A 23,165-nucleotide genomic window follows, 5' to 3' on the forward strand; every position below is an offset into this window, starting at 1 on the left:
CGACTCTCGCGTTTTCTAGTTGGAGGAAAAAACATGCGTCATCCATTAGTTATGGGTAACTGGAAGCTTAACGGCAGCACCCACATGGTCAACGAACTGATCGCCGGCCTGCGCAATGAGCTGAGCAGCGTTGACGGCTGTGGCGTCGCCATCGCCCCGCCGGTGATGTATCTGGATCAGGCCAAGCACGCGCTGGCCGGCAGCCGCATCGCGCTGGGCGCGCAGAACGTGGACGTTAACCTGTCCGGCGCCTTCACCGGTGAAGTTTCCGCCAACATGCTGAAAGACGTCGGCGCCCAGTACATCATCATCGGCCACTCCGAGCGTCGCACCTACCACAAAGAAAGCGACGAAGTCATCGCCGAGAAATTCGCCGTGCTGAAAGAAGCCGGCCTGATCCCGGTGCTGTGCATCGGTGAAACCGAAGCGGAAAACGCTGCGGGCAAAACTGAAGAAGTGTGCGCGCGCCAGATCGACGCCGTGCTGAAAACGCTGGGCGCACCGGCGATGAAAGGCACCGTGATCGCCTATGAGCCGGTCTGGGCCATCGGTACCGGCAAGTCCGCTACCCCTGCGCAGGCGCAGGCCGTGCACAAATTTATCCGTGACCACATCGCCAAACACGATGCCGCGGTTGCCGCTGAAATCATCATCCAGTACGGCGGTTCGGTGAACGACAAGAACGCCGCAGAGCTGTTCTCTCAGCCGGACATCGACGGCGCGCTGGTTGGCGGCGCTTCGCTGAAAGCCGACGCTTTCGCCGTGATCGTCAAAGCCGCTGCCGCAGCGAAAAAAGCCTGATTGTCTTAGGCTTGTCATAAAAAAACCCCGGCAAGCCGGGGTTTTTTATTGCCGCTCAGCCGGCATCAGCGTTTGCTGATCTCATCGAACACGCCGCCGGTGGCGAAGTGCACCTTCTGCGCTTCGGTCCAGCCGCCGAAGGTGTCATCCACGGTGAACAGCTTCAGCTGCGGGAACTGCCCGGCAAACTTGGCCGCCACCGCCGCATCGCGCGGACGGTAATAGTGCTGTGCCGCGATGGTCTGCCCTTCCGGTGAATACAGATACTTCAGGTAGGCGGTCGCCACGTTGCGGGTACCGCGTTTATCGACCACCTTATCCACTACCGACACCGTCGGTTCGGCCAGGATCGATTCACTCGGGGTGATAATCTCGAACTTGTCTTTGCCCAGTTCTTTCTCCGCCAACAACGCTTCGTTTTCCCAGGCGATCAGCACATCGCCGATGCCGCGCTCAACGAAGGTGTTGGTCGAGCCGCGCGCGCCGGAATCCAGCACTTCGACGTTCTTGTACAGGTTTTTGACGAACTCCTGCGCCTTGGCCTTATCGTTGTTGTTGTGGTGCAACGCGTAGCCCCAGGCGGCCAGGTAGTTCCAGCGGGCGCCACCGGAGGTTTTCGGGTTCGGGGTGATCACCGACACGCCCGGTTTGAGCAGATCGGGCCAATCGTGAATCTGTTTCGGGTTGCCTTTGCGCACCAGGAAGACGATGGTCGAGGTGTAAGGCGCCGAGTTGTCCGGCAGGCGTTTGATCCAATCTTTCTCAATACGCCCGCGTTCGGCGATAGCGTCGACGTCATAGGCCAACGCCAGCGTCACCACGTCGGCCTCGATGCCGTTGATCACCGAGGTCGCCTGTTTGCCGGAGCCGCCATGCGACTGGCGCACCGTCACCTTATCGCCGGTTTCCGCCTGATAGTGCTTGCTGAATGCCGTGTTGTAAGCCTGATAGAACTCACGCGTCGGATCGTATGACACGTTCAGCAGTTGAATATCCTTCGCCATGGCGCCGGACGCCAACAGCACCAATGTCAGACCAACACCCCATTTACGCATCGACAGGCTCTCCCAGAAAATTAAGCGCAACCTCAATCGGTTGATTTAGCATCAGAGCCTGCCAGAAACTTTCCCGGCAATTAAAGAATAAAAAATTTTGGGATAGATGATTCCGGAATATATCGCCGACGGGCATAAAAAAGCCCCCGCGAGCGGAGGCTTTTTTGTCGTGCGGTGAGCGGCATATCAGTACAGTTTTTTCGCCGTTTCCAGCCAGTCACCCTTGAACGGACGCTTCATGTTTTCGATCGCGTCGATGATGTCGTGATGCACCATTTTTTCGTTCTGGATACCGACGCAGCGGCCGCCGTAACCCTGCAGCAGCAGCTCGATGGCGTAGGCGCCCATGCGCGAGGCCAGGATGCGGTCGTAGGCAACCGGCGAACCGCCGCGTTGAATGTGGCCCAGCACGGTAGCGCGAGTTTCACGCTTGGTTTCCTGCTCGATGTGGCGCGCCAGCTCATCGATATCGCAGATGTGCTCGGTGATCGCCACGATGGCGTGTTTTTTACCCTTGGCGATACCGGCCTTGATTTCGCACACCAGATCTTCGCGGTTGAATTCGATTTCAGGCAGCACGATGAATTCGCAGCCACCGGCAATCGCCGCCGCCAGCGTCAGATCGCCGCAGTAACGGCCCATCACTTCCACGATGGAGATACGCTGGTGCGAAGAGGAGGTATCGCGCAGGCGGTCGATCGCTTCCACCACGGTTTCCAGCGCGGTGAAGTAACCGATGGTGTAGTCGGTACCGGCAACGTCGTTATCGATGGTGCCCGGCAGACCGATGCACGGGAAGCCTTCTTCCGTCAGGCGTTTGGCGCCCATGTAGGAACCGTCGCCGCCGATCACCACCAGCGCGTCGATGCCGCGATTCTTCAGGTTTTCAATCGCCTTGGCGCGCACGTTTTCATCCCTGAACTCCGGGAAGCGGGCCGAGCCGAGGAAGGTGCCGCCGCGGTTGATCATGTCGGACACGCTATAGCGGTCCAGCTGCTCCATGCGATCTTCGTACAAGCCAAGGTAGCCATCGTAAATACCAAAAACTTCCAGACCTTCTGAAAGCGCAGAACGCACAACGCCGCGGATTGCAGCGTTCATACCCGGCGAATCACCGCCGCTCGTCAGTACACCGATTTTCTTGATCATGACTACCTCTGAACTGTGTAGATGCAATTTCTTAAGAATTCTGTCTCCGCCGATCGTCTTGAAACCTCTCCGGCTGCAGAAAACCAGCTTTACGGCTTATTGCTGGATATTATATCAAAAACACCCAGCTGAATTGATTCAAGTCACGCAATATAACGGTAAAAATACCGCATGGCACGCTGAGCTAACTCAGATATTCATGATAATACTTCGATCTATGCCTCTATCTGATTATAGCTCCCAATGCCCCTGCCTACCCGGTGGCACCACGGAGCACGGATCCAGGTGAATGATGACGTCTGCCCCCGCAAAACGGTGCCGCAACGCCTGTTCCACCTGATCGGCCAACCGATGCGCCTCACGCAGCGGCAGCGTGTCTTCCATCTCCAGATGCAGCTGGATGAAACGCGTCGGCCCCGACTGCCGCGTGCGCAGATCGTGCGCGCCTTTCACCCCGGGCCAGGAGGAAACCACCTCAATAATCGCCTGGCGTTCGTCATCCGGCAACGCCCGATCCAGCAGCGACTGCACCGCTTCGTAGCCCATACGCAGCGCGCTATAGAGGATGTATACGCCGATGCCCAGCGCGAACAGCGCATCTGCCCGGTGGAAGCCGTACCAGCTTAGCCCAAGAGCGATAAGAATAGCACCATTCATCATGACATCTGACTGATAATGCAGCATATCTGCGCGCACGGCCTGGCTGCGGGTTTTTCTGACCACCCAGCGTTGATAGGTAACCAGAATCAGGGTGCTGGCCAACGCGATCACCGTCACGACGATCCCAATACCGGGATCGCGCAGCGTTTGCGGCGCATACAGATGCTGGAAGCCGGTGAGGAACAGAAACAGGGCGGAGCCGGAAATAAACATGCTTTGCGCCAGCGCCGCCAGCGATTCCGCTTTGCCGTGGCCAAAGGTGTGCTCGGCATCGGCCGGCTGCAGCGAATAGCGCACCACCAGAAGGTTGGTCAGCGAGGCGGCAATATCGACCAGCGAATCCACCAGCGCCGCCAGCAGGCTGACTGAACCGGTGTGGTACCAGGCGACGATTTTGATCAACAGCAGCGACGACGCCAGCGCGGTAGCGCCCAACGCAGCGGACTTTACCAGGCGTGCATAGCGCTGTTCCATGAAGGGATCCCGGTCAAAAGGTGTGGCGCTCAATATAGCGAAATGTCGGATAAAAAAAACCCCGCCATCATGGCGGGGAAGACAGGGATGGTGTCTATGGCAAGGAAAAACAGGGGACTACTCAGTCGTACTTCACTTCTGGGCAGAAGCTTGCTGCAAACCAGAAATTTGTTGCTCCATCTGCTGCATACGCTGCTGATGTTTCTGGTCTAAAACACTTTTTTGCTCTGGCGTCAGCAGGTTATACATTTGGTTGCGCACCCGGGCCATTTCGACCTGGCGCTTGACCTGCTGTTGGGCCATCTTTTCCGCCTGGGCATACACGGCGGCTTCGTCAAATTTCTCTGCGGTCACCAGTTTATGCATGGCTTCCATTTCAGCTACATTGACACCAGGCAGATCGTGCCGGGCCTGGCGCATCAAATCGCGCATTTGCTGGCGCTGCTGTTCACTGAGGCTGACACCGTCGAACATATGGTGCTGGCCGGGTATTCGGGTCATCGCGTCGTTGCCGGGAGGTTGGGCTGTGTCCGGTATAGTGTCGGCAGCGAAGGCAGCGGTCGAACCAATTGCCAGCAGTGATGCCATAACTAATGCGGTCACCTTACGCATTTCAACTCCTCAAGCTTTCTCACTTTGCGAATCAACGAGGAGCAGTGTACCGCTACACCTGAAAACCTGCGTCAGTGCATGTAAAACTACGTAAAGTCATGGAATGGCAACAGTTGATGACGTATTTTGCGTCTGGAGGTAAATCATAATGAACAAGATTCTGTTAGTTGACGACGACCGCGAGTTGACCTCGCTGTTAAAAGAACTGCTTGAAATGGAAGGTTTTAATATCGTCGTCGCGCACGATGGCGAGCAGGCGTTGTCGCTGCTGGACAGCTCCGTCGACCTGCTGCTGCTCGACATCATGATGCCGAAGAAAAACGGCATCGATACGCTGAAAGAACTGCGCCAACATCACCAGACGCCGGTCATCATGCTGACCGCGCGCGGCAGCGAACTGGACCGCGTGCTGGGTCTGGAGCTGGGCGCCGATGATTACCTGCCGAAACCCTTCAACGATCGCGAACTGGTCGCGCGCATTCGCGCCATTCTGCGCCGTTCCAACTGGAGCGAACAGCAGCAGCAGGTCGACAGCGGCGCCCCGACGCTGGATGTCGATGGCCTGCAGCTCAACCCCGGCCGCCAGGAGGCCAGCTTCGACGGTCAGGTACTGGATCTGACCGGCACCGAATTCACCCTGCTTTACCTGCTGGCGCAGCATCTCGGCCAGGTGGTGTCGCGCGAACTGCTGAGCCAGGAAGTGCTGGGCAAACGCCTGACCCCGTTCGATCGCGCCATCGACATGCACATTTCCAACCTGCGGCGTAAGCTGCCGGATCGCAAAGACGGGCATCCGTGGTTCAAAACCCTGCGCGGGCGGGGTTATTTGATGGTATCTGCAACATGATCAACAGTTTGACGGCACGCATCTTCGCCATTTTCTGGTTCACGTTAGCCCTGGTGCTAATGTTGGTGCTGATGGTGCCCAAGCTCGACTCCCGCCAAATGACCTCGCTGCTCGACAGCGAGCAGCGGCAGGGGTTGATGCTGGAACAGCACGTCGAGGCCGAGTTGCAAAACGATCCGGCCAACGATCTGATGTGGTGGCGCCGCCTGTTCCGCGCCATCGACAAATGGGCGCCGCCGGGCCAACGCCTGCTGCTGGTCACCAGCGAAGGCCGGGTGATCGGCGCGCAGCGCAATGAAATGCAGATCGTCCGCAACTTCATCGGCCAATCCGATAATTCAGATCATCCGAAGAAGAAAAAGTACGGTCGCGTCGAGCTGGTCGGGCCGTTCGCGGTGCGCGACGGCGAAGACAACTACCAGCTGTACCTGATCCGCCCCGCCAACAGCCCGCAATCCGATTTCATCAACCTGATGTTCGACCGGCCGCTGCTGCTGCTGATCGTCACCATGCTGATCAGCGCCCCGCTGCTGCTGTGGCTGGCCTGGAGCCTGGCGAAACCGGCACGCAAGCTGAAGAACGCCGCCGATGACGTGGCGCGTGGCAACCTGAAGCAGCATCCGGAACTGGAGGCCGGCCCGCAGGAGTTTCTGGCCACCGGCGCCAGCTTCAACCAGATGGTCAGCGCGCTGGAGCGCATGATGAACGCGCAGCAACGGCTGATCTCGGACATCTCGCACGAGCTGCGCACGCCGCTGACGCGCCTGCAGCTGGCCACCGCGTTGATGCGTCGCCGCCATGGTGAAGGCCACGAGCTGGCGCGCATCGAAACCGAAGCGCAGCGGCTGGATTCGATGATCAACGATCTGCTGGCGCTGTCGCGCGGGCAGCAAAAAGGCGAGCTGGCGCGCGAGCAGCTGAAGGCCAACGACCTGTGGGCCGACGTGCTGGACAATGCCCGTTTCGAAGCGGAACAGATGGGCAAGCAGTTGGAGATCACCGCGCCGCCCGGCCCGTGGACGCTGTTCGGCAACGCGAGTGCGCTGGACAGCGCGTTGGAAAACATCGTGCGCAATGCCCTGCGTTATTCGCACACCCGCATTGCCGTGGCGTTCAGCGCCGACAATCAGGGCGTGACCATCGAGGTTGACGACGACGGCCCCGGCGTCAGCGCCGAAGATCGCGAGCAGATCTTCCGTCCGTTCTACCGCACCGATGAAGCGCGCGACCGCGAATCCGGCGGCACCGGCCTCGGCTTGGCGATCGTCGAAGCGGCAGTCAACCAGCATCGCGGCTGGGTGAAGGCCGAAGACAGCCCGCTTGGCGGCCTGCGGCTGGTGCTGTGGCTGCCGCTGCATCATCAACGTCTGTCGACTAAGACAGAACAGTAAGAGTTTGCTATCCTGCGCCCCTCGTTCACGAGGGGCCTGCAACATGCTGAACATCGTTTTATTTGAACCCGAAATTCCACCCAACACCGGCAATATCATCCGCCTGTGTGCCAATACCGGCTTTAACCTGCACCTGATCGAACCGCTGGGATTCCCGTGGGACGACAAGCGCCTGCGCCGCGCCGGGTTGGACTATCATGAGTTCACCCGCGTCAGCCGCCATGCCGATTACGCTGCCTTTCTCGCCGCCGAAAACCCACAGCGGCTGTTTGCCCTGACCACCAAAGGCACGCCGGCGCACAGCGCCGTCAGCTATCAGGCCGGCGACTACCTGCTGTTCGGCCCGGAAACGCGCGGGTTGCCCGCCGACATCCTCGATGCACTGCCTGCGCAGCAAAAAATCCGCATCCCGATGCAGGCGCAAAGCCGCAGCATGAACCTGTCGAATGCCGTATCGGTGGTGGTGTATGAGGCCTGGCGGCAGCTGGACTATGCCGGCGCGCTGATCAAGGCATAATCCGCGACGACGCGCCATACTGGAAGCATCATCGCTGCGATGTTCTTTCCAGGAACGGCACATGGCTTTCATCGAGGATATTGTCACCCAGCTTCGCCGCCTCGAGACGGCGCTGAACGAGGCGCTGCTGCGGCTGCAGCAGGCGCAAGACAGCGAAGCGCTGCACGACCTGCGCGTCTGTCTGCGCCGCATTCGCAGCCTGCTGCGCCCGTTGCGCGGCTGCCCCGGCGCAACGCGGCTCGATCGGGCCGCCGCCGAGTTGGGCAGGCTCACGACGCCGCTGCGCGATCTCGAGGTGCTGATCGCCGAACTGGCAAGCCATCGCCTCGATTGGCAGGCCAACGTGCGCCGGAGCGATCTTCAGGCTCGCTGCCGTCAACTGCTCGCCCATCCGCAGCTCATCGACTTTCCCTCGCTGTTGCACGCCTGGCCGCGCCGCTTCCGCCGCACCGCGCGACGCACCGCCAAATACCGCCTGAACCGGCGCCTGCAGCGCCAACAGCGGCAGCTGCGCCGGGCATTGGCCGATACCGGCTACGATCGCCACCATCTGCGGCTGCTGATAAAACGCCTGCGTTACGCCGCCGAAGCCTATCCGCAACGCCTTTCCCTCTCTGCCGAAGCGACGGCGGGCCTCAAAGCGGCGCAAAACGCCCTCGGCGACTGGCACGATCGGGAGGTCTGGTGCCTGCAGGCCGAGCATCAGGCGGATCTCTGGCCGTTGTTGCCCCTATGGCATGTTGAGCAACGCCAGGCGCTGGCCAGAGCGGATACCCTACTCGCCGCCTTATCACCGGCGCTGGCGGCGAAAACCGGCGGCGCATCACGATCCTGAAAAAAGGCCACGGCAGGGCACGCCCGGCCCCGAAAATGCCCGATGAGGCACAGATAATGCGCTATGTTTTGTAAGGGTAATCACCACTCATCATAGGAAACCATATGAAGAAACAACGCTTGAGCGTTGCCATGGCGGTTCTGGCAGCGGGCCTGTTGCTGGCGGGCTGTTCGTCCAAAGTCACCCAAACGTCTCAATATTCGGGCTTCTTGTCCGATTACAGCAAACTGCAGGAAACCACCTCGCCAAGCGGCCATAAAACGCTGCGCTGGATAGATCCAAACTACAAGGAATCCAACTACCGCGGCCTCTATTTCCAACCGGTGGTCTATTTCCCGGCGGAAAAACCGACCACGCGCGTCAGCCAGGACACGCTGAACAAAATCAAGGCGTATGCGACCCAGCGGATTAAAGCCGCGCTACAGAACCGCTTCACCATTCTGCCCAGCCCGGCAGGCTCACGTGTATTAGTAGCCAAACTCGCCATCACCGCCGTTTCCGCCGAAAACGAAGACATGAAGTTCTATGAGGTGGTACCGGTCGCGGCGGTCGTTGCCAGCACCATGGCGGCGACCGGGCACCGGACGCAAAATACCGCGCTGTATATCGAAGGCGAGCTGATCGACCAGGATACCGGTAAAACGGTGATGGAAGTGGTACGCAAGGCTTACGGCAAAACCGTCAACAACGACAGCACGCCGGTCACGGCGGATGACGTCAAGGCGGCGATCGACGACATCGTTACCGATATCACCAACTTCCCGAAACAGGGCTGACCGCCGCCTGAAAAACACAGGGGGAGCCGAAGCTCCCCCTGAATGGCTGCGCAGACGGCACTCAAATGCCGTCGCCGTACTCAAAGCCGTGATTGGTACCGTTGAAGTATTGGTCCATATCCATCGACGGCGTATCGCTCTCCGGCCGCCCGACGATGCGCGCCGGTACGCCGGCGGCGGTGGTGTGCGGCGGTATCGCCTGCAAGACCACCGATCCCGCGCCGATCTTCGCGCCCTTGCCCACCTCGATATTGCCGAGAATTTTGGCGCCTGCGCCAATCATCACCCCTTCGCGAATTTTCGGGTGACGGTCGCCGCTGGTTTTACCGGTACCGCCCAGGGTGACCGACTGCAGGATAGAGACGTTGTTCTCCACCACCGCCGTTTCACCGATCACGATGCCGGTGGCGTGATCGAGCATGATGCCGCAGCCGATGGTCGCCGCCGGGTGGATGTCCACGCCGAAGGCGACGGAAATTTGATTTTGCAGGTAGATAGCCAGCGCTTGCCGCCCTTGCTGCCACAGCCAGTGACCGATACGGTAAGCCTGCAGCGCATGGAACCCTTTCAGGTAAAGCAGCGGCGTGGAGTATTTATCGACCGCCGGGTCGCGCAGCCGCACCGCAAGGATATCGCGCGCCGCCGAAACGATCATCTGGTTGTCGGACTTGTACGCCTCTTCCACCACCTCGCGCACCGCGATGGCGGGCATGATCGGCGTCGCCAGCTTGTTGGCCAGCATATAGCTGAGCGCGCTGCCCAGGTTCTCGTGCTTGAGCAACGTCGCATGGAAAAAGCTGGCCAGCATCGGTTCACAATCAGCCAGTGTTCGCGCTTCTGATTTAATGCTGTTCCAGACCTGCTCCAACTCTTCTGACGACATCACATTCCCCTCTGCCTTGCCAAACGGGCCGCTTCACACGGTAGCGCGAAGCGGCCCAGGTCATTTGCGGGGTCAGCACGCTGCCCCGGCATATCGTTTTATGTCACGCGCTGGGTTTTTCGTCCTTTCGGGCTCGCCCCAGCAGGCTCAGCGCCGCTTCGCGGGCGTCTTTATGGCAGTAAAGCACCTGATAAATCTGTTCGGTGATCGGCATTTCCACGCCGTGCCGCTGCGCCAGTGCCAACACCTCTTTGGTATTGCGATAGCCCTCGACCACCTGGCCGATGCTGTCCTGCGCTTCCTGCACGCCTTTGCCCTGCCCCAGCATAATGCCGAAGCGGCGGTTGCGCGATTGGTTGTCCGTGCAGGTTAGCACCAGATCCCCCAGCCCCGCCATGCCCATGAACGTCGAAGGATCGGCGCCGAGCGCAGAACCCAGACGGCTCATTTCCGCCAGCCCGCGTGTAATCAACGCGGTGCGGGCGTTGGCGCCGAAACCGATGCCGTCGGACATGCCGGCGCCGATGGCGATCACGTTCTTCACCGCGCCACCAAGCTGCACGCCGATGAAGTCGGGATTGCTATAGACGCGGAAGCTCTTGCCACAGTGCAGCAGCTGTTGCAGATCGTCGGCGAACTGCGCATCGGTCGCCGCCAGCGCGATCGCCGTCGGTAGGCCGGCGGCCAGCTCTTTGGCAAACGTCGGCCCGGAGAGCACCGCCAGCGGGATCGTCTCGCCCAACGCCTCACGCGCCACGTCCTGCAGCAACCGGCCGGTTTCCGCTTCCAGCCCCTTGGTGGCCCACACGATACGGGCGTCCGGGCGCAGATGCGGCTTCAGCTGGCGCAGCACGTCGCCGAACACGTGGCTCGGCACCACCACCAGCACGTCGCGACTGGCCGCCAGCGCACGCGCCAAATCGGCTTCAAGCAGCAGGGTATCGGGGAAGGGAACGTCGGGCAGAAACGCCTGATTGCAGCGATCTTGCTGCAACGTTTGAATTTGCGCGGGGTTGTGCCCCCACAGCACCACGGAGTGGCCGTTACGCGCCAGCGTAATGGCCAATGCGGTGCCGTACGAGCCGGCACCGATGACAGTCATTGAAGCATTGACGGTGTTCATCAGGCATCCTGATGTGGTGCGGCACCTTCGCCTTCCGCCTGCTGCTGCAGATAGTTCATGAACAGCGCGTCAAAGTTGACCGGTGCCAGGTTCAGCTGCGGGAATGTGCCGCGGGAAACCAGGCTGGTGATGCACTCGCGCGCATACGGGAACAGGATGTTCGGGCAGTATGCACCCAGGCAATGCGCCAGCTGCGTGCCTTCGATGCCTGCTACCGAGAAGATGCCCGCCTGTTGCACTTCGCACAGGAACGCAGTTTCTTCGCCCAGGCTCGCCGTCACGGTTACGCGCAGTACCACTTCATACACTTCGTCAGCCAGCTGGCTGGACGCGGTATCCAGATCAAGTTTAACTTCCGGCTGCCATTCCTGCTGGAAAACCTGCGGCGCGTTCGGCGCTTCGAAGGAAATGTCCTTGGTATAAATACGTTGGATCTGGAAAGCCATTTCGGTGCTGTTTTGTTCTGACATGTGAGTAATACCCTTGGTTAAACGTCCTTATTGACACTCGGTGAACCGGCAAGCTGCTTAAAGCAGCGGATCCAGGCCGCCGCGAGCATCGAGTTCATATAAATCATCGCAGCCGCCGATATGCCGGCCGTCGATGAAAATCTGCGGCACCGTGGTGCGCCCGCTGCGCTCGATCATCACTTCGCGCTTGGCGTTATCGCCGTCGATGGCGATCTCGTTAAACGCCGCGCCCTTGCTGTTCAACAGCGCCTTGGCGCGATGACAGAACGGACAGGTCGCTTTGGTGTAGATATCAATGTTAGCCATGGATTGCCACCTCAAATAGGTTAAACGGTTACTTACCGCGCACCAGCGGCAGGTTTTCTCCGCTCCAGCCGGAAATGCCGTCTTTCAGCATAGTCACCTTTTCAAAACCGGCCTTGCTCAGGTTCTCCGCCGGCTCGCGGGAGGCGGTGCCGTTGGCGCACACGACGATGATCGGCTGCGCTTTGTGTTTTTCCAGCTCGCCCAGGCTGCCGTTTTTGATTTCGCTGGCGGTCAGGTTGATGGCGTTGGCCAGGTGACCACGGCGGAAATCGTCGCGGCTGCGGGTGTCGACCACCACGGCTTCTTCTTTATTGATCAGGCGAATAGCCTCACCGCGGGCGATCTCTTTAACCTTGGAGAAACGGCTTTTGAAGGTCATGACGATCACGGCGACCAGCAGAGCGATCCAAGCCAGGCTCAGAATAGGGTGTCTGCTTACGAATGGCATAATTTCTTGCAGCATGGGGTGTAACAACTCCCGTCAGTTAAGGGATAAATAAGTCAAGGTTCCAGAGTATACCTGCCGAGTGCGGCAAATACAGCCAATAAGCAAGCGCGATTGTAGAAACTGCGGGCTGCGCTGAGAAATTCCCGACGTCAGAGCATAAAAGCCCGCGCGATTCGCCGCAACCTTGATCTCTTTGGGCTATTTATCGCCGCCGGCGGTGTAAAATCAGCCGGTTTTTCGAGGGTGAATAGCCATGCCTGCGGCGGGCGCATGGCTATTCGCAGCTTAAAAAGTTCATAAGAGGTCAATGCAATGTCGAGCAACAAAAAACCGATGGTACTGGTGATCCTGGACGGTTACGGCCATCGTGAAGAGCGGCAGGACAACGCGATCCTGAACGCCGGCACCCCGGTGATGGATCGCCTGTGGCGGGAGCAGCCGCATACGCTGATCGCCGCTTCCGGGCTGGATGTCGGCCTGCCCGACGGCCAAATGGGCAACTCCGAAGTCGGCCACGTCAATTTGGGTGCCGGGCGCATCGTGTACCAGGATCTGACCCGGCTGGACAAAGCGATCGCCGACGGCGACTTCTTCGCCAACCCGGTGCTGACCGCCGCCGTCGATAAGGCCGTAGCGGCCGACAAGGCGGTGCATATCATGGGCCTGCTGTCGCCGGGCGGCGTGCACAGCCACGACGAGCACATCCTGGCCATGATCAAGCTAGCCGCCCAACGCGGCGCCAAAGCCGTTTATCTGCATGCCTTCCTCGACGGGCGCGACACGCCGCCGCGCAGCGCCGAAGCCCCGCTGCAACGCTGCCGTGACGCCTTCGCCGCGTTGGGCGTCGGGCGCATCGCCTCGCTGATCGGCCGCTACTACGCGATGGACCGCGACAACCGCTGGGATCGCGTGCAGCTGGCCTATGACCTGCTGACCGCGGCCAAAGGCGACGCCGTGGCCGAGGATGCGATGGCCGGCCTGCAGGCCGCTTATCAGCGCGGTGAAAACGACGAGTTCGTCAGACCGACCGTGATCCGCGCCGCCGGTGAGGCTGATGCCGCAATGCAGGACGGCGACGCGTTGATCTTCATGAACTTCCGCGCCGACCGCGCGCGCCAGATCACCCGCGCCTTCGTGAACGCGGATTTCGACGGTTTCCCACGCGCCAAGCAGGTACAGTTCGGCGATTTCGTGATGCTGACCGAATACGCCGCCGACATCGCGACCGCCTGCGCCTATCCGCCGGCGTCGCTGGCCAACACCTTCGGCGAATGGCTGATGAAGCACGACAAAACCCAGCTGCGCATCTCGGAAACCGAAAAATACGCCCACGTCACCTTCTTCTATAACGGCGGCGTGGAAACGCCGTTCAAGGGCGAAGACCGCGTGCTGGTCAACTCGCCGAAGGTTGCCACCTACGATCTGCAGCCGGAGATGAGCGCCGCCGAGCTGACCGACAAGCTGCTGAGCGCCATCCGCAGCGGCAAATACGATGCCATTATCTGCAACTACCCGAACGGCGACATGGTAGGGCATACCGGCGTGTATGAAGCGGCGGTCAAAGCGGTGGAAACGCTGGACGCCTGCATCGCCCAGGTGGTTGATGCAGTGCGCGACGTCGACGGCCAGCTGCTGATCACCGCCGATCACGGCAACGCCGAGCAGATGCGCGATCCGGCCACCGGCCAGGCGCACACCGCCCACACCAGCCTGCCGGTGCCATTGATTTACGTCGGCAAACCGGCGCGGGCGGTCGAAGGCGGCAAGCTTTCGGACATCGCGCCAACCCTGTTAACGCTGATGGGAATGGAAATCCCGCAAGAGATGACTGGTAAGCCGCTGTTCATCGTGGAATAATCCTTCTCCATGAGGGAGATGGCGTTTTTTGCACTATCAAGGGTAACCCGAAGCGCAAACGCAGGCAGCCGACCGCTGCCTGAACGCACCGCGCCAAGGACGTTCACCGCCATGTGCGCCAGCGTATTTTGCGCTGGCGTCTTGCTGTTGCCGCTCGCCGGCCAGGCGGCGGAAGACAATAAATCCCAGCTGAAAGACATCCAGCAGAGCATCGCCGAGAAAGAAAAAGCGGTGAAGCAGCAGCAACAGCAGCGCAGCTCGCTGCAGGATCAGCTGCGTCAGCAGGAAAAAACCATCGCCCAGGCCAGCCGCCAGTTGCGCGACACCCAGGGCACGCTCACCCAGCTGGGCAAAGACATTTCCGGCCTGAACGCCTCGATAGCCAAACTGCAAAAGCAGCAATCGACCCAACAAAACCTCCTCGCCAAACAGCTCGACGCCGCCTTCCGGCAAGGGCAGCACAGCGCCGTGCAGCTGATCCTCAGCGGTGAAGAAAGCCAGCGCAGCGAACGTATTCTGGCCTATTTCGGCTATCTGAACGAAGCGCGTCAGAAAACCATCGAAGAGCTGAAGCAGACCCGCGCCGAGCTGGCGAAGCAAAAAACCACGCTGGTGGCCAAACAGGGCCAGCAAAAATCCTTACTGGGCGAGCAACAGACGCAGCAGCAGAAGCTGGAGCAGGCGCGTGGCGCCCGCAAGAAAACGCTGACCGCGCTGGAAGCCTCGCTGGAAAAAGACCAACAACGCCTGGTGGAACTGCGCCAGAACGAAGCCCGCATGCGCGACAAGATCGCTCGGGCGGAGCGCGAAGCCCGTGCGCGCGCCGAACGCGAAGCGCGTGAAGCGGCCAAGGTGCGCGAACAGGTGCGCATCAAGGAGCAGCAGGCGAAGAAAACCGGCACGACCTACAAACCTAGCGAAGCCGATCGCTCGCTGATGGCGCGAACCGGCGGCCTCGGTCGTCCGGCCGGCCAGCTGATGTGGCCGGTGCGCGGCCGCACGCTGCACGGCTTTGGCGAACAGCAGCAGGGCGAGCTACGCTGGAAAGGCATGGTGATCGAAGCCCGCGAAGGCAGCGAAGTGAAAGCCGTCGCCGATGGCCGCGTGCTGCTGGCCGACTGGCTGCAAGGCTATGGCCTGATGGTGGTGGTCGAACACGGTAAAGGCGACATGAGCGTGTACGGCTACAACCAAAGCGCGTTGGTCAACGTCGGGGCGCAGGTGCGCGCCGGCCAGCCGATCGCTCTGGTCGGCACCAGCGGCGGCCAGGGAACGCCGTCGCTCTATTTCGAAATCCGTCGTCAGGGACAGGCGGTTAACCCACTGCCGTGGTTGGGAAGATAGATTTGCGCTATGTCAAAACCCGAACAGCTCTGTTAATAGGCTGTCTGCTGCAGGTTTACGCTGCGCAGGCAGGAAAACTCTCCATCGTCATCGATGACGTGGGCTACCGCCCTCACGAAGAAAACGCGGTGCTGCAAATGCCGACGGCGATCTCGGTCGCGGTGTTGCCCAACGCGCCGCATGCCCGCCTGATGGCCACCCGCGCCCACAGCCAGGGCCGCGAAGTCTTGATCCACATGCCGATGGCGCCGCTCAGCAAGCAGCCGCTGGAGCGCGATACCCTGCAGCCTTCCATGAGCAGCGACGAGATCCAGCGCATCATCCGCAATGCGGTGAACAACGTGCCCTACGCGGTCGGCATGAACAACCACATGGGCAGCGCCATGACCTCCAGCCTGCCGGGCATGCAGAAAGTGATGCAGGCGCTCGAAAGCTACCGCCTGTACTTCCTCGACAGCATGACCATCGGCAGCAGCCAGGCGACCCGCGCCGCGGCCGGCACCGGCGTGAAAGTGATCAAACGCAAGGTGTTTCTCGACGATACCGCGAACGAAGCCGACATCCGCCGCCAGTTCAACCGCGCGGTCGAATTGGCGCGGCGCAACGGCTCCGCCATCGCCATCGGCCACCCGCGCCCGGCGACGGTAAAGGTGCTGCAGCAGATGCTGCCATCGCTGCCCGCCGATATCGTGCTGGTCAAACCGAGCGCGCTGCTGAACGAACCGCAGGGCAACGCTGGCGGCAGCTACGTCCCGCCGCCGGTCAAACCGCAAAAACCGCAGCCGAAGAACCCGTTCAGCGGCGGCATCAAGCAGTGCAAGGTCAAACCGCCGAAGGAAAAAACCAACGCCGGTACCGCACTGGGCATCATCGCCGACAGCATCGCCAGCTCGCCGCCGGTGACCTTCATCAAGCGTCATTGGCAGCACTGGACGCAAGCCAAACCGCAAGCATAAAAAAGGGCCGGCATGCCGGCCCTTTTCACGTTTGCCGAGATCAATCCCAGCTCAGCACCACTTTGCCCGATTTGCCGGAGCGCATGGCGTCGAAGCCCTGCTGGAACTCGTCGATCGAGAAGCGGTGGGTGATGATCGGGGTCAAATCCAACCCGGACTGGATCAGCGCCGCCATCTTGTACCAGGTTTCGAACATTTCGCGGCCGTAAATCCCTTTGATAAACAGCCCTTTGAAGATAACCTGGTTCCAGTCTATCGACATGTCCGAAGGCGGAATGCCCAGCATGGCGATACGCCCGCCGTGGTTCATCGCATTGAGCAGCGTGCGGAACGCCGGCGGCGCGCCGGACATTTCCAGACCGACGTCGAACCCTTCGGTCATGCCCAGCTCGGCCATCACGTCGTTGAGGTTTTCCTTGCTGACGTTCACCGCGCGGGTCACGCCCATCTTGCGCGCCAGTTCCAGACGGTATTCGTTAACGTCGGTGATCACCACATGACGGGCGCCGACGTGTTTGCACACCGCCGCCGCCATGATGCCGATCGGGCCGGCGCCGGAGACCAGCACGTCTTCACCGACCAGATCGAACGACAGCGCGGTGTGCACCGCATTGCCGAACGGATCGAAGATCGAAGCCAGTTCGTCGGAGATGTTATCCGGGATCTTGAAGGCGTTGAACGCCGGGATCACCAGGTATTCCGCGAAGCTGCCCGGACGGTTCACGCCCACGCCGACGGTGTTGCGGCACAGGTGCGTGCGGCCGCCGCGGCAGTTGCGGCAGTGGCCGCAGGTGATATGGCCTTCGCCGGACACGCGATCGCCGATGCTGAAACCTTTGACTTCCTGACCGATCGCCACCACTTCGCCCACGTATTCATGGCCGACCACCATCGGAACCGGAATGGTTTTTTGCGACCACTCGTCCCAGTTGTAGATATGCACATCGGTGCCGCAGATCGCGGTTTTGCGGATTTTGATCATGATGTCGTTGTGGCCCAGCTCCGGCTGAGGCACGTCGGTCATCCAAATCCCTTCTTCCGCTTTCAGTTTTGACAGTGCTTTCATGGTTTTACCTTATGCAATAACGCCAAGATCCTTACCGATACGTGTAAACGCCGCCACTGCGCGTTCGATTTGCTCCGGGGTGTGGTCGGCGGACATCTGGGTGCGGATGCGCGCCTGGCCTTTCGGCACCACCGGATAGAAGAAACCGGTCACATAGATGCCTTCCTTGAGCAACGCATTGGCGAATTCCTGCGCCAGCTTCGCCTCACCCAGCATGACCGGGATGATGGCGTGATCGGCGCCGGCCAATGTGAAGCCGGCGGCGGTCATTTTTTCGCGGAACAGACGCGCGTTAGCCCACAGGCGATCGCGCAGGGCGTCGCCCTCTTCAAGCAGTTCCAGCACTTTGATCGACGCGGCGACGATCGCCGGCGCCAGCGAGTTGGAGAACAGGTACGGGCGCGAACGCTGGCGCAGCCACTCCACCACTTCTTTCTTGGCGGCGGTGTAGCCGCCGGACGCGCCGCCCAGCGCTTTGCCTAACGTACCGGTAATGATATCGACGCGGCCCATCACTTCGCAGTATTCATGGGTGCCACGCCCGTTGGCGCCGACAAAGCCCACCGCGTGGGAGTCATCCACCATCACCAGCGCCTGATACTCGTCCGCCAGATCGCAGACCCCTTTCAGGTTGGCGATCACGCCGTCCATCGAGAATACGCCGTCGGTGGCGATCAGGATGTGACGCGCGCCGTCGGCTTTGGCCTGCTTCAGCTGTGCGGCCAGCTCGGTCATGTCGTTATTGGCGTAGCGATAGCGCTTGGCCTTGCACAGGCGCACGCCGTCGATGATCGACGCGTGGTTCAGCGCATCGGAGATAATGGCGTCTTCCGGGCCCAGCAGGGTTTCGAACAGCCCGCCGTTGGCGTCGAAGCAGGAGGAGTACAGGATCGCGTCTTCCATGCCCAAGAAAGCCGCCAGTTTCTGTTCCAGCTGCTTGTGGCTGTCCTGAGTGCCGCAGATGAAGCGCACCGACGCCATGCCGAAACCGTGGCTGTCCATTCCCGACTTGGCGGCGGCGATCAGCGCCGGATGATTGGCCAAACCCAGGTAGTTATTGGCGCAGAAGTTGATCACATGGCTGCCGTCGGCGACGGCGATGTCCGCCTGTTGCGCGGAGGTGATGATGCGTTCTTCCTTGAACAGCCCTTCACTGCGAGTGGCGGCAAGCTGTTGTTCCAACTGCTGATAAAAAGACGCTGACATTCGGTTATCTCCAGGATTGGGCTATTTGCGGCATATTTTACTGATTTGTAACCAAACTGACGAGAATGCGCGGGAGAGAATATTAAAATTGCAGCAGATATCACGGCAAAAGGCGGGCTTCAATGGCAATGCGGGATATTCGGAGCCCTTCCGCTGTTTGCCGCGGCATGAAATGCTATGATAACCGCCATTGAGCGTGGGGCATTGTGCCCCGCCAGCAGCTTAGCAGGGGTAACCCAATGATTATCGTCACTGGCGGCGCCGGCATGATCGGCAGCAACATCATTAAGGCACTGAACGACAAGGGATATCGCGATATCCTGGTGGTGGATAACCTGAAAGACGGCACCAAGTTCGTCAACCTGGTCGATCTGGACATCGCCGACTATATCGATAAAGAAGACTTTATCGCCAGCATCGTGGCCGGCGACGATCTGGGCGATATCGAAGCGGTCTTCCACGAAGGCGCCTGCTCCGCGACCACCGAGTGGGACGGCAAGTACATGATGGACAATAACTATCAGTACTCCAAAGACCTGCTGCACTACTGCCTGGATCGCGAAATCCCGTTCCTGTACGCCTCCTCCGCCGCCACTTACGGCGGCCGCGAAGAGTTCATCGAAGAGCGGGAGTATGAAGCACCGCTCAACGTGTACGGCTACTCCAAATTCCTGTTCGACCAGTACGTGCGCGAGATCCTGCCGGAAGCGGACTCGCAGATCTGCGGCTTCCGCTACTTCAACGTTTACGGCCCGCGCGAAGGCCACAAAGGCAGCATGGCCAGCGTCGCCTTCCACCTGAATACCCAGATCAACCGCGGCGAAAACCCGAGGCTGTTCGCCGGCAGCGAACACTTCAAGCGTGACTTCATCTACGTCGGCGACGTGGCGGCGGTTAACCTGTGGTTCTGGGAAACCGGCAAATCCGGCATCTTCAACTGCGGCACCGGCCGGGCGGAAACCTTCCAGGCGGTGGCCGACACGGTGGTGGACTTCCACCAGAAGGGCGCGGTGGAATACATCGAGTTCCCGGAGAAGCTGAAGGGCCGCTATCAGGCGTACACCCAGGCCGATCTGACCAAGCTGCGCGCCGCCGGCTACGACGCACCGTTCAAAACGGTCGCCGAAGGCGTGAAAGAGTACATGGCCTGGTTGAACCGCACCGCATAAGCTGAAGGAATTAACGCTGGGTATGAAAATACTGGTTATCGGCCCTTCTTGGGTTGGCGACATGATGATGTCGCAAAGTCTCTATCGCACCCTGAAGGCCGAATACCCGTCGGCGGAGATCGATGTGATGGCGCCGGCCTGGTGCCGCCCGCTGCTGGCGCGCATGCCGGAAGTCAATCAGGCGCTGGCGATGCCGCTGGGCCACGGCGCGCTGGGGCTCGGCGAGCGTCGCCGCCTGGGGCGCGCCCTGCGCGCCAACCGTTACGATCGCGCCTACGTTCTACCCAACTCGTTCAAATCCGCGCTGGTGCCTTTCTTTGCCGATATCCCGCAGCGTACCGGCTGGCGGGGCGAAATGCGTTACGGCCTGCTGAACGACGTCCGCGTGCTCGACAAGGCGGCCTTCCCGCTGATGGTGCAGCGCTACGTGGCGCTGGCCTATGACAAAGGCCGCATTCAGCGCGCCGACGATCTGCCGCAGCCGCTGCTGTGGCCGCAGTTGCAGGTGAGCGACGAAGAAATCGCCGACACCACCGCGGCTTTCAACCTGACCGGCAGCCGACCGATCGTCGGCTTCTGCCCGGGCGCGGAATTCGGCCCCGCCAAACGCTGGCCGCACTATCACTACGCGGCGCTGGCTCAGCGGCTGATCGAGAGCGGCTATCAAATAGCGCTGTTCGGTTCGGCGAAAGACCACGAGGCCGGCGAACAGATCCGCGCCGCGCTGCAGGAAGACGCGCGCGATTTCTGCCTTAACCTGGCCGGAAAAACCCAGCTGGAGCAGGCGGTGATCCTGATCGCGGCCTGCCGGGCAGTGGTCAGCAACGACTCGGGCTTAATGCACGTTGCCGCAGCGTTGAACAAACCGCTGATAGCCTTGTACGGCCCAAGCAGCCCCGACTTCACGCCGCCGCTCTCCGACAAGGCGCGGGTCATTCGCTTGATCAGCGGCTACCACAAGGTGCGTAAGGGCGATGCCGAGCAGGGGTACCACCAAAGTTTGATCGATATTCAGCCGCAGCAAGTGTTGGACGCGCTGACGCCGTTACTTGTCGCCAGCGAGGAATAGTCATGCAGGTGTTAATCGTAAAAACCTCCTCGATGGGGGACGTGCTGCATACGCTGCCCGCCCTGACCGACGCGCTGCAGGCCATTCCCGATATCCGCTTCGACTGGGTAGTGGAAGAAGGCTTCAGCCAAATCCCCACCTGGCACCCGGCGGTGGATCGCGTGATCCCGGTGGCCATTCGCCGCTGGCGCAAGAACTGGTTCGGCAACGACACCCGGCAACAGCGCTGCGACTTCAAGCGCGCGCTGCAAGAACGCCGTTACGACGTGGTGATCGACGCTCAGGGCCTGATCAAAAGCGCCGCGCTGATCACGCGCATCGCCAAAGGCAACAAACATGGCCCGGACTGCAAGAGCGCGCGCGAGCCGTTCGCCAGCTGGTTCTACAACGTGCGCCATGAGATAGACAAACAGCAGCACGCGGTGGAACGCACCCGTGAGCTGTTCGCCAAAAGCCTCGGTTACGACAAACCGGGCAGCTACGGCGATTACGCCATCGCCGCGCGCTTTCTCAGCCGCCCGCCGGCCGATGCCGGGCAGTATTTGGTGTTTCTGCACGCGACGACGCGTGACGACAAGCACTGGCCGGAGCAGAACTGGCGCGAGCTGATCGCGCTGACGGCCGACAGCGGGCTGAAGATCAAACTGCCGTGGGGCGCAGAGCATGAACATCAGCGCGCGCTGCGGTTGGCGGAAGGTTTTTCACATGTCGAAGTGCTGCCGAAGCTCAGCCTGCAGCAGGTGGCCGAGGTGCTGGCCGGCGCCAAGGGCGTGGTCTCGGTCGACACCGGGCTCAGCCATTTGACCGCCGCGCTCGACAAACCCAACATCACGCTGTTCGGGCCGACCGATCCCGGCCTGATCGGCGGCTACGGGCAAAATCAGCACTCGCTGATTTCGCCGGAAAAAAGCATGGCGACAATCGACGCCGATACGGCATGGCAGGCGTTGCAAAAGGTTATAGCATGAAAAAACTGCATATTATCAACCTGGGTAAAATGGGCGGCGTCGAACGCCTGTTCCTGCAGTACATCAACGATACCACCGACGGCAGCAACCAGGTCTTGTGCATCAGCGGCGACATTGGCGAAGAGATCCGCCGCCAGCTGCCTGCGCATCAGCCCGTCACCTTCGCCAACCGCCTGATCAATGCGCTGCCGTTACGCTGCCCGCAGTTCCTGCGCAAATTTTTGCTGAAGTGGAAAATCGAGCGGGCGAACGCCGACGTGGTGATCGTCTGGGACCTGGTGCCGGGGCTGGCGGCCAAACCCAAACGCGGCAAACTGGTTTACTACGATCACGGCTGCTCCTGGCGTTACCCCAAGAATAAAAAGACGCTGAGTTTCTTCGCCATGCTGGACGGCGTCATTTCCGCCTCGCACGCGTCGAAGCGGGTGATGGAGCTGCGTTTTAATCTGCCTTGCCCAAATCACGTGGTGATCAACCGCATCAAGACGCCGGCGGGGATCGACACTGCGCCGAAAACGCTGTCGCAGCCGGTCAGGATCGGCACCGCTTCACGCCTGGTCAGCCTGAAAGGCATCAGCGTTTCATTATTAATGATGCAGGAACTGCTGCGGCGCGGGCATGACGTCACGCTGGAAGTGGCCGGCAAAGGGCCGGATCGCGCGGCGTTCGAGGCGCTGGCGGCCCGGCTTCAGCTCGGCGACCGCGTCACCTTCAGCGGTTATCAGGATGACGTCGCCGGCTTCTTCAATCGCACGCACATCTACATGAGCACGCCGATCACCGAGCCGTTCGGCTTGTCCTGCATGGAATCGCTCTATTTCGGCGTGCCGGTCATTTTCCCGCAGGTTGACGGCCAGCCGGAAGCGGTCAAGGACGGCGTCTGCGGCATTGGCCTGACGCCGTCGGTCACCGTCGAACAACACCGGCAGCTCACCGATATCGAGGTCGACTTCCCGCATGAGGTCTACGATCCGTTGACCGACAGCCTGGTCGCGCCCAAGCTGCTGTCGCATCTCGACTGTGCGGATGCGGTTGAGAAATTGCTGGCGCGCGAAACCTACCAGACTCTGAGCCGAAATGCGCAGCGCTATCCTGCGGAACATTTCAACTATGCTCAGTTCAAAGCTGAGTTCGACGACACGCTGCGATCCTTTATCGCTTAATTGAAACGTGAGCCGGAAAA

24 protein-coding genes are annotated in these 23,165 nt (G+C 60.5%); 13 read left to right on the plus strand and 11 right to left on the minus strand.

All coding sequences use genetic code 11. From position 1 onward, the window contains the following. The first annotated feature begins 33 nt into the window (after positions 1-33). Positions 34-801, plus strand: coding sequence for a triose-phosphate isomerase (gene tpiA, locus V8N38_RS24830; protein WP_004931113.1), 768 nt, complete (start codon positions 34-36; stop codon positions 799-801). Between the two features lie 65 nt (positions 802-866). Here tpiA and V8N38_RS24835 read toward each other — a convergent pair whose 3' ends face one another. From V8N38_RS24835 to cpxP, 4 genes are all read right to left on the minus strand, one after another. Next, positions 867-1,856 (minus strand): sulfate ABC transporter substrate-binding protein, encoded by a 990-nt coding sequence (locus tag V8N38_RS24835; RefSeq protein ID WP_089186594.1) that lies wholly within the window; start codon positions 1,854-1,856, stop codon positions 867-869. Positions 1,857-2,042: 186 nt separating this feature from the next. Further along, positions 2,043-3,005, minus strand: coding sequence for a 6-phosphofructokinase (gene pfkA, locus V8N38_RS24840; RefSeq protein ID WP_004931116.1), 963 nt, complete (start codon positions 3,003-3,005; stop codon positions 2,043-2,045). 231 nt (positions 3,006-3,236) lie between these two features. Then, positions 3,237-4,139: a CDF family cation-efflux transporter FieF gene (fieF, locus tag V8N38_RS24845; protein WP_147840667.1), complete on the minus strand. Its 903-nt coding sequence runs from the start codon at positions 4,137-4,139 to the stop codon at positions 3,237-3,239. 132 nt (positions 4,140-4,271) lie between these two features. After that, entirely contained in the window at positions 4,272-4,751 is a 480-nt protein-coding gene (cpxP, locus tag V8N38_RS24850) for a cell-envelope stress modulator CpxP (protein WP_004931122.1), read from the minus strand. Between the two features lie 148 nt (positions 4,752-4,899). Between cpxP and cpxR the strand changes: the two genes are divergently transcribed. The 5 genes from cpxR (at position 4,900) to V8N38_RS24875 (ending at position 9,117) form a co-directional block, all read left to right on the plus strand. Further along, a complete protein-coding gene (gene cpxR / locus V8N38_RS24855) occupies positions 4,900-5,598 on the plus strand; it encodes an envelope stress response regulator transcription factor CpxR (RefSeq protein ID WP_004931124.1) in 699 nt (232 codons plus the stop codon). After that, the gene (cpxA, locus tag V8N38_RS24860) at positions 5,595-6,989 is read left to right on the plus strand and encodes an envelope stress sensor histidine kinase CpxA (protein ID WP_047729612.1); all 1,395 of its coding nucleotides are present in this window, start codon (positions 5,595-5,597) and stop codon (positions 6,987-6,989) included. The genes cpxR and cpxA overlap by 4 nt, the downstream gene beginning before the upstream one ends. A gap of 43 nt (positions 6,990-7,032) precedes the next feature. Next, positions 7,033-7,506 carry a tRNA (uridine(34)/cytosine(34)/5-carboxymethylaminomethyluridine(34)-2'-O)-methyltransferase TrmL gene (gene trmL / locus V8N38_RS24865; RefSeq protein ID WP_004931130.1) on the plus strand — a complete coding sequence of 158 codons (474 nt, stop codon included), beginning with the start codon at positions 7,033-7,035 and terminating at the stop codon, positions 7,504-7,506. A 61-nt stretch (positions 7,507-7,567) separates the two neighbouring features. Then, complete coding sequence (locus V8N38_RS24870) at positions 7,568-8,341, plus strand: CHAD domain-containing protein (RefSeq protein ID WP_060424975.1); 774 nt, start codon at positions 7,568-7,570, stop codon at positions 8,339-8,341. A 104-nt stretch (positions 8,342-8,445) separates the two neighbouring features. Continuing rightward, positions 8,446-9,117, plus strand: a complete 672-nt coding sequence (locus V8N38_RS24875) for a DUF3313 domain-containing protein (RefSeq protein WP_038872629.1) — start codon at positions 8,446-8,448, stop codon at positions 9,115-9,117. A 61-nt stretch (positions 9,118-9,178) separates the two neighbouring features. On the opposite strand, the gene cysE is transcribed toward V8N38_RS24875, so the two are convergent. From cysE to V8N38_RS24900, 5 genes are all read right to left on the minus strand, one after another. After that, positions 9,179-10,000 (minus strand): serine O-acetyltransferase, encoded by an 822-nt coding sequence (gene cysE / locus V8N38_RS24880; RefSeq protein WP_147840666.1) that lies wholly within the window; start codon positions 9,998-10,000, stop codon positions 9,179-9,181. Between the two features lie 103 nt (positions 10,001-10,103). Then, positions 10,104-11,123 carry an NAD(P)H-dependent glycerol-3-phosphate dehydrogenase gene (gene gpsA, locus V8N38_RS24885; RefSeq protein WP_038872626.1) on the minus strand — a complete coding sequence of 340 codons (1,020 nt, stop codon included), beginning with the start codon at positions 11,121-11,123 and terminating at the stop codon, positions 10,104-10,106. Next, positions 11,123-11,593 (minus strand): protein-export chaperone SecB, encoded by a 471-nt coding sequence (secB, locus tag V8N38_RS24890; RefSeq protein WP_025304678.1) that lies wholly within the window; start codon positions 11,591-11,593, stop codon positions 11,123-11,125. The genes gpsA and secB overlap by 1 nt, the downstream gene beginning before the upstream one ends. 57 nt (positions 11,594-11,650) lie before the next feature. Beyond that, a complete protein-coding gene (gene grxC, locus V8N38_RS24895) occupies positions 11,651-11,899 on the minus strand; it encodes a glutaredoxin 3 (RefSeq protein WP_004931142.1) in 249 nt (82 codons plus the stop codon). A gap of 28 nt (positions 11,900-11,927) precedes the next feature. After that, on the minus strand, positions 11,928-12,362 hold the full coding sequence (locus V8N38_RS24900; protein WP_038872623.1) for a rhodanese-like domain-containing protein: 435 nt from the start codon (positions 12,360-12,362) through the stop codon (positions 11,928-11,930). A 297-nt stretch (positions 12,363-12,659) separates the two neighbouring features. Here V8N38_RS24900 and gpmM point away from each other — a divergent pair, with 297 nt between their 5' ends. Genes gpmM through V8N38_RS24915 form a run of 3 tightly spaced genes read left to right on the plus strand, consistent with a single transcriptional unit; the run spans position 12,660 to position 16,504 of the window. Then, positions 12,660-14,204, plus strand: coding sequence for a 2,3-bisphosphoglycerate-independent phosphoglycerate mutase (gpmM, locus tag V8N38_RS24905; RefSeq protein WP_089186597.1), 1,545 nt, complete (start codon positions 12,660-12,662; stop codon positions 14,202-14,204). 9 nt (positions 14,205-14,213) lie between these two features. After that, positions 14,214-15,548, plus strand: a complete 1,335-nt coding sequence (envC, locus tag V8N38_RS24910) for a murein hydrolase activator EnvC (RefSeq protein WP_147840665.1) — start codon at positions 14,214-14,216, stop codon at positions 15,546-15,548. A gap of 2 nt (positions 15,549-15,550) precedes the next feature. Next, on the plus strand, positions 15,551-16,504 hold the full coding sequence (locus V8N38_RS24915) for a divergent polysaccharide deacetylase family protein (RefSeq protein WP_047573306.1): 954 nt from the start codon (positions 15,551-15,553) through the stop codon (positions 16,502-16,504). Positions 16,505-16,544: 40 nt separating this feature from the next. On the opposite strand, the gene tdh is transcribed toward V8N38_RS24915, so the two are convergent. Both tdh and kbl read right to left on the minus strand, forming a co-directional pair. Beyond that, positions 16,545-17,570 carry an L-threonine 3-dehydrogenase gene (tdh, locus tag V8N38_RS24920; protein WP_025304682.1) on the minus strand — a complete coding sequence of 342 codons (1,026 nt, stop codon included), beginning with the start codon at positions 17,568-17,570 and terminating at the stop codon, positions 16,545-16,547. A 9-nt stretch (positions 17,571-17,579) separates the two neighbouring features. After that, positions 17,580-18,776, minus strand: coding sequence for a glycine C-acetyltransferase (gene kbl, locus V8N38_RS24925; RefSeq protein ID WP_004931154.1), 1,197 nt, complete (start codon positions 18,774-18,776; stop codon positions 17,580-17,582). A gap of 239 nt (positions 18,777-19,015) precedes the next feature. Here kbl and rfaD point away from each other — a divergent pair, with 239 nt between their 5' ends. Genes rfaD through V8N38_RS24945 form a run of 4 tightly spaced genes read left to right on the plus strand, consistent with a single transcriptional unit; the run spans position 19,016 to position 23,145 of the window. Next, on the plus strand, positions 19,016-19,945 hold the full coding sequence (gene rfaD, locus V8N38_RS24930; protein ID WP_147840664.1) for an ADP-glyceromanno-heptose 6-epimerase: 930 nt from the start codon (positions 19,016-19,018) through the stop codon (positions 19,943-19,945). A gap of 22 nt (positions 19,946-19,967) precedes the next feature. Next, positions 19,968-21,014 (plus strand): ADP-heptose--LPS heptosyltransferase RfaF, encoded by a 1,047-nt coding sequence (gene rfaF, locus V8N38_RS24935; protein ID WP_047729608.1) that lies wholly within the window; start codon positions 19,968-19,970, stop codon positions 21,012-21,014. A 2-nt stretch (positions 21,015-21,016) separates the two neighbouring features. After that, positions 21,017-21,982, plus strand: a complete 966-nt coding sequence (gene rfaC, locus V8N38_RS24940; RefSeq protein WP_047729607.1) for a lipopolysaccharide heptosyltransferase RfaC — start codon at positions 21,017-21,019, stop codon at positions 21,980-21,982. Beyond that, on the plus strand, positions 21,979-23,145 hold the full coding sequence (locus V8N38_RS24945) for a glycosyltransferase (protein WP_147840663.1): 1,167 nt from the start codon (positions 21,979-21,981) through the stop codon (positions 23,143-23,145). The genes rfaC and V8N38_RS24945 overlap by 4 nt, the downstream gene beginning before the upstream one ends. Positions 23,146-23,165: the final 20 nt, after the last annotated feature.

Origin of the sequence: Serratia nevei, from assembly GCF_037948395.1 — a bacterium.
Taxonomy (GTDB): domain Bacteria; phylum Pseudomonadota; class Gammaproteobacteria; order Enterobacterales; family Enterobacteriaceae; genus Serratia; species Serratia nevei.

Bases quoted from the DNA above. Each gene is read 5' to 3' on its own strand.
- rfaD (WP_147840664.1), top strand. From the start codon at position 19,016: ATGATTATCGTCACTGGCGGCGCCGGCATGATCGGCAGCAACATCATT.
- V8N38_RS24835 (WP_089186594.1), bottom strand. From the start codon at position 1,856: ATGCGTAAATGGGGTGTTGGTCTGACATTGGTGCTGTTGGCGTCCGGC.
- grxC (WP_004931142.1), bottom strand. From the start codon at position 11,899: ATGGCTAACATTGATATCTACACCAAAGCGACCTGTCCGTTCTGTCAT.
- tpiA (WP_004931113.1), top strand. From the start codon at position 34: ATGCGTCATCCATTAGTTATGGGTAACTGGAAGCTTAACGGCAGCACC.
- gpmM (WP_089186597.1), top strand. From the start codon at position 12,660: ATGTCGAGCAACAAAAAACCGATGGTACTGGTGATCCTGGACGGTTAC.
- V8N38_RS24945 (WP_147840663.1), top strand. From the start codon at position 21,979: ATGAAAAAACTGCATATTATCAACCTGGGTAAAATGGGCGGCGTCGAA.
- V8N38_RS24870 (WP_060424975.1), top strand. From the start codon at position 7,568: ATGGCTTTCATCGAGGATATTGTCACCCAGCTTCGCCGCCTCGAGACG.
- pfkA (WP_004931116.1), bottom strand. From the start codon at position 3,005: ATGATCAAGAAAATCGGTGTACTGACGAGCGGCGGTGATTCGCCGGGT.
- trmL (WP_004931130.1), top strand. From the start codon at position 7,033: ATGCTGAACATCGTTTTATTTGAACCCGAAATTCCACCCAACACCGGC.
- rfaF (WP_047729608.1), top strand. From the start codon at position 19,968: ATGAAAATACTGGTTATCGGCCCTTCTTGGGTTGGCGACATGATGATG.
- rfaC (WP_047729607.1), top strand. From the start codon at position 21,017: ATGCAGGTGTTAATCGTAAAAACCTCCTCGATGGGGGACGTGCTGCAT.
- envC (WP_147840665.1), top strand. From the start codon at position 14,214: ATGAGGGAGATGGCGTTTTTTGCACTATCAAGGGTAACCCGAAGCGCA.
- gpsA (WP_038872626.1), bottom strand. From the start codon at position 11,123: ATGAACACCGTCAATGCTTCAATGACTGTCATCGGTGCCGGCTCGTAC.
- cysE (WP_147840666.1), bottom strand. From the start codon at position 10,000: ATGTCGTCAGAAGAGTTGGAGCAGGTCTGGAACAGCATTAAATCAGAA.
- cpxR (WP_004931124.1), top strand. From the start codon at position 4,900: ATGAACAAGATTCTGTTAGTTGACGACGACCGCGAGTTGACCTCGCTG.
- secB (WP_025304678.1), bottom strand. From the start codon at position 11,593: ATGTCAGAACAAAACAGCACCGAAATGGCTTTCCAGATCCAACGTATT.
- V8N38_RS24875 (WP_038872629.1), top strand. From the start codon at position 8,446: ATGAAGAAACAACGCTTGAGCGTTGCCATGGCGGTTCTGGCAGCGGGC.
- kbl (WP_004931154.1), bottom strand. From the start codon at position 18,776: ATGTCAGCGTCTTTTTATCAGCAGTTGGAACAACAGCTTGCCGCCACT.
- V8N38_RS24900 (WP_038872623.1), bottom strand. From the start codon at position 12,362: ATGCTGCAAGAAATTATGCCATTCGTAAGCAGACACCCTATTCTGAGC.
- cpxA (WP_047729612.1), top strand. From the start codon at position 5,595: ATGATCAACAGTTTGACGGCACGCATCTTCGCCATTTTCTGGTTCACG.
- cpxP (WP_004931122.1), bottom strand. From the start codon at position 4,751: ATGCGTAAGGTGACCGCATTAGTTATGGCATCACTGCTGGCAATTGGT.
- fieF (WP_147840667.1), bottom strand. From the start codon at position 4,139: ATGGAACAGCGCTATGCACGCCTGGTAAAGTCCGCTGCGTTGGGCGCT.
- tdh (WP_025304682.1), bottom strand. From the start codon at position 17,570: ATGAAAGCACTGTCAAAACTGAAAGCGGAAGAAGGGATTTGGATGACC.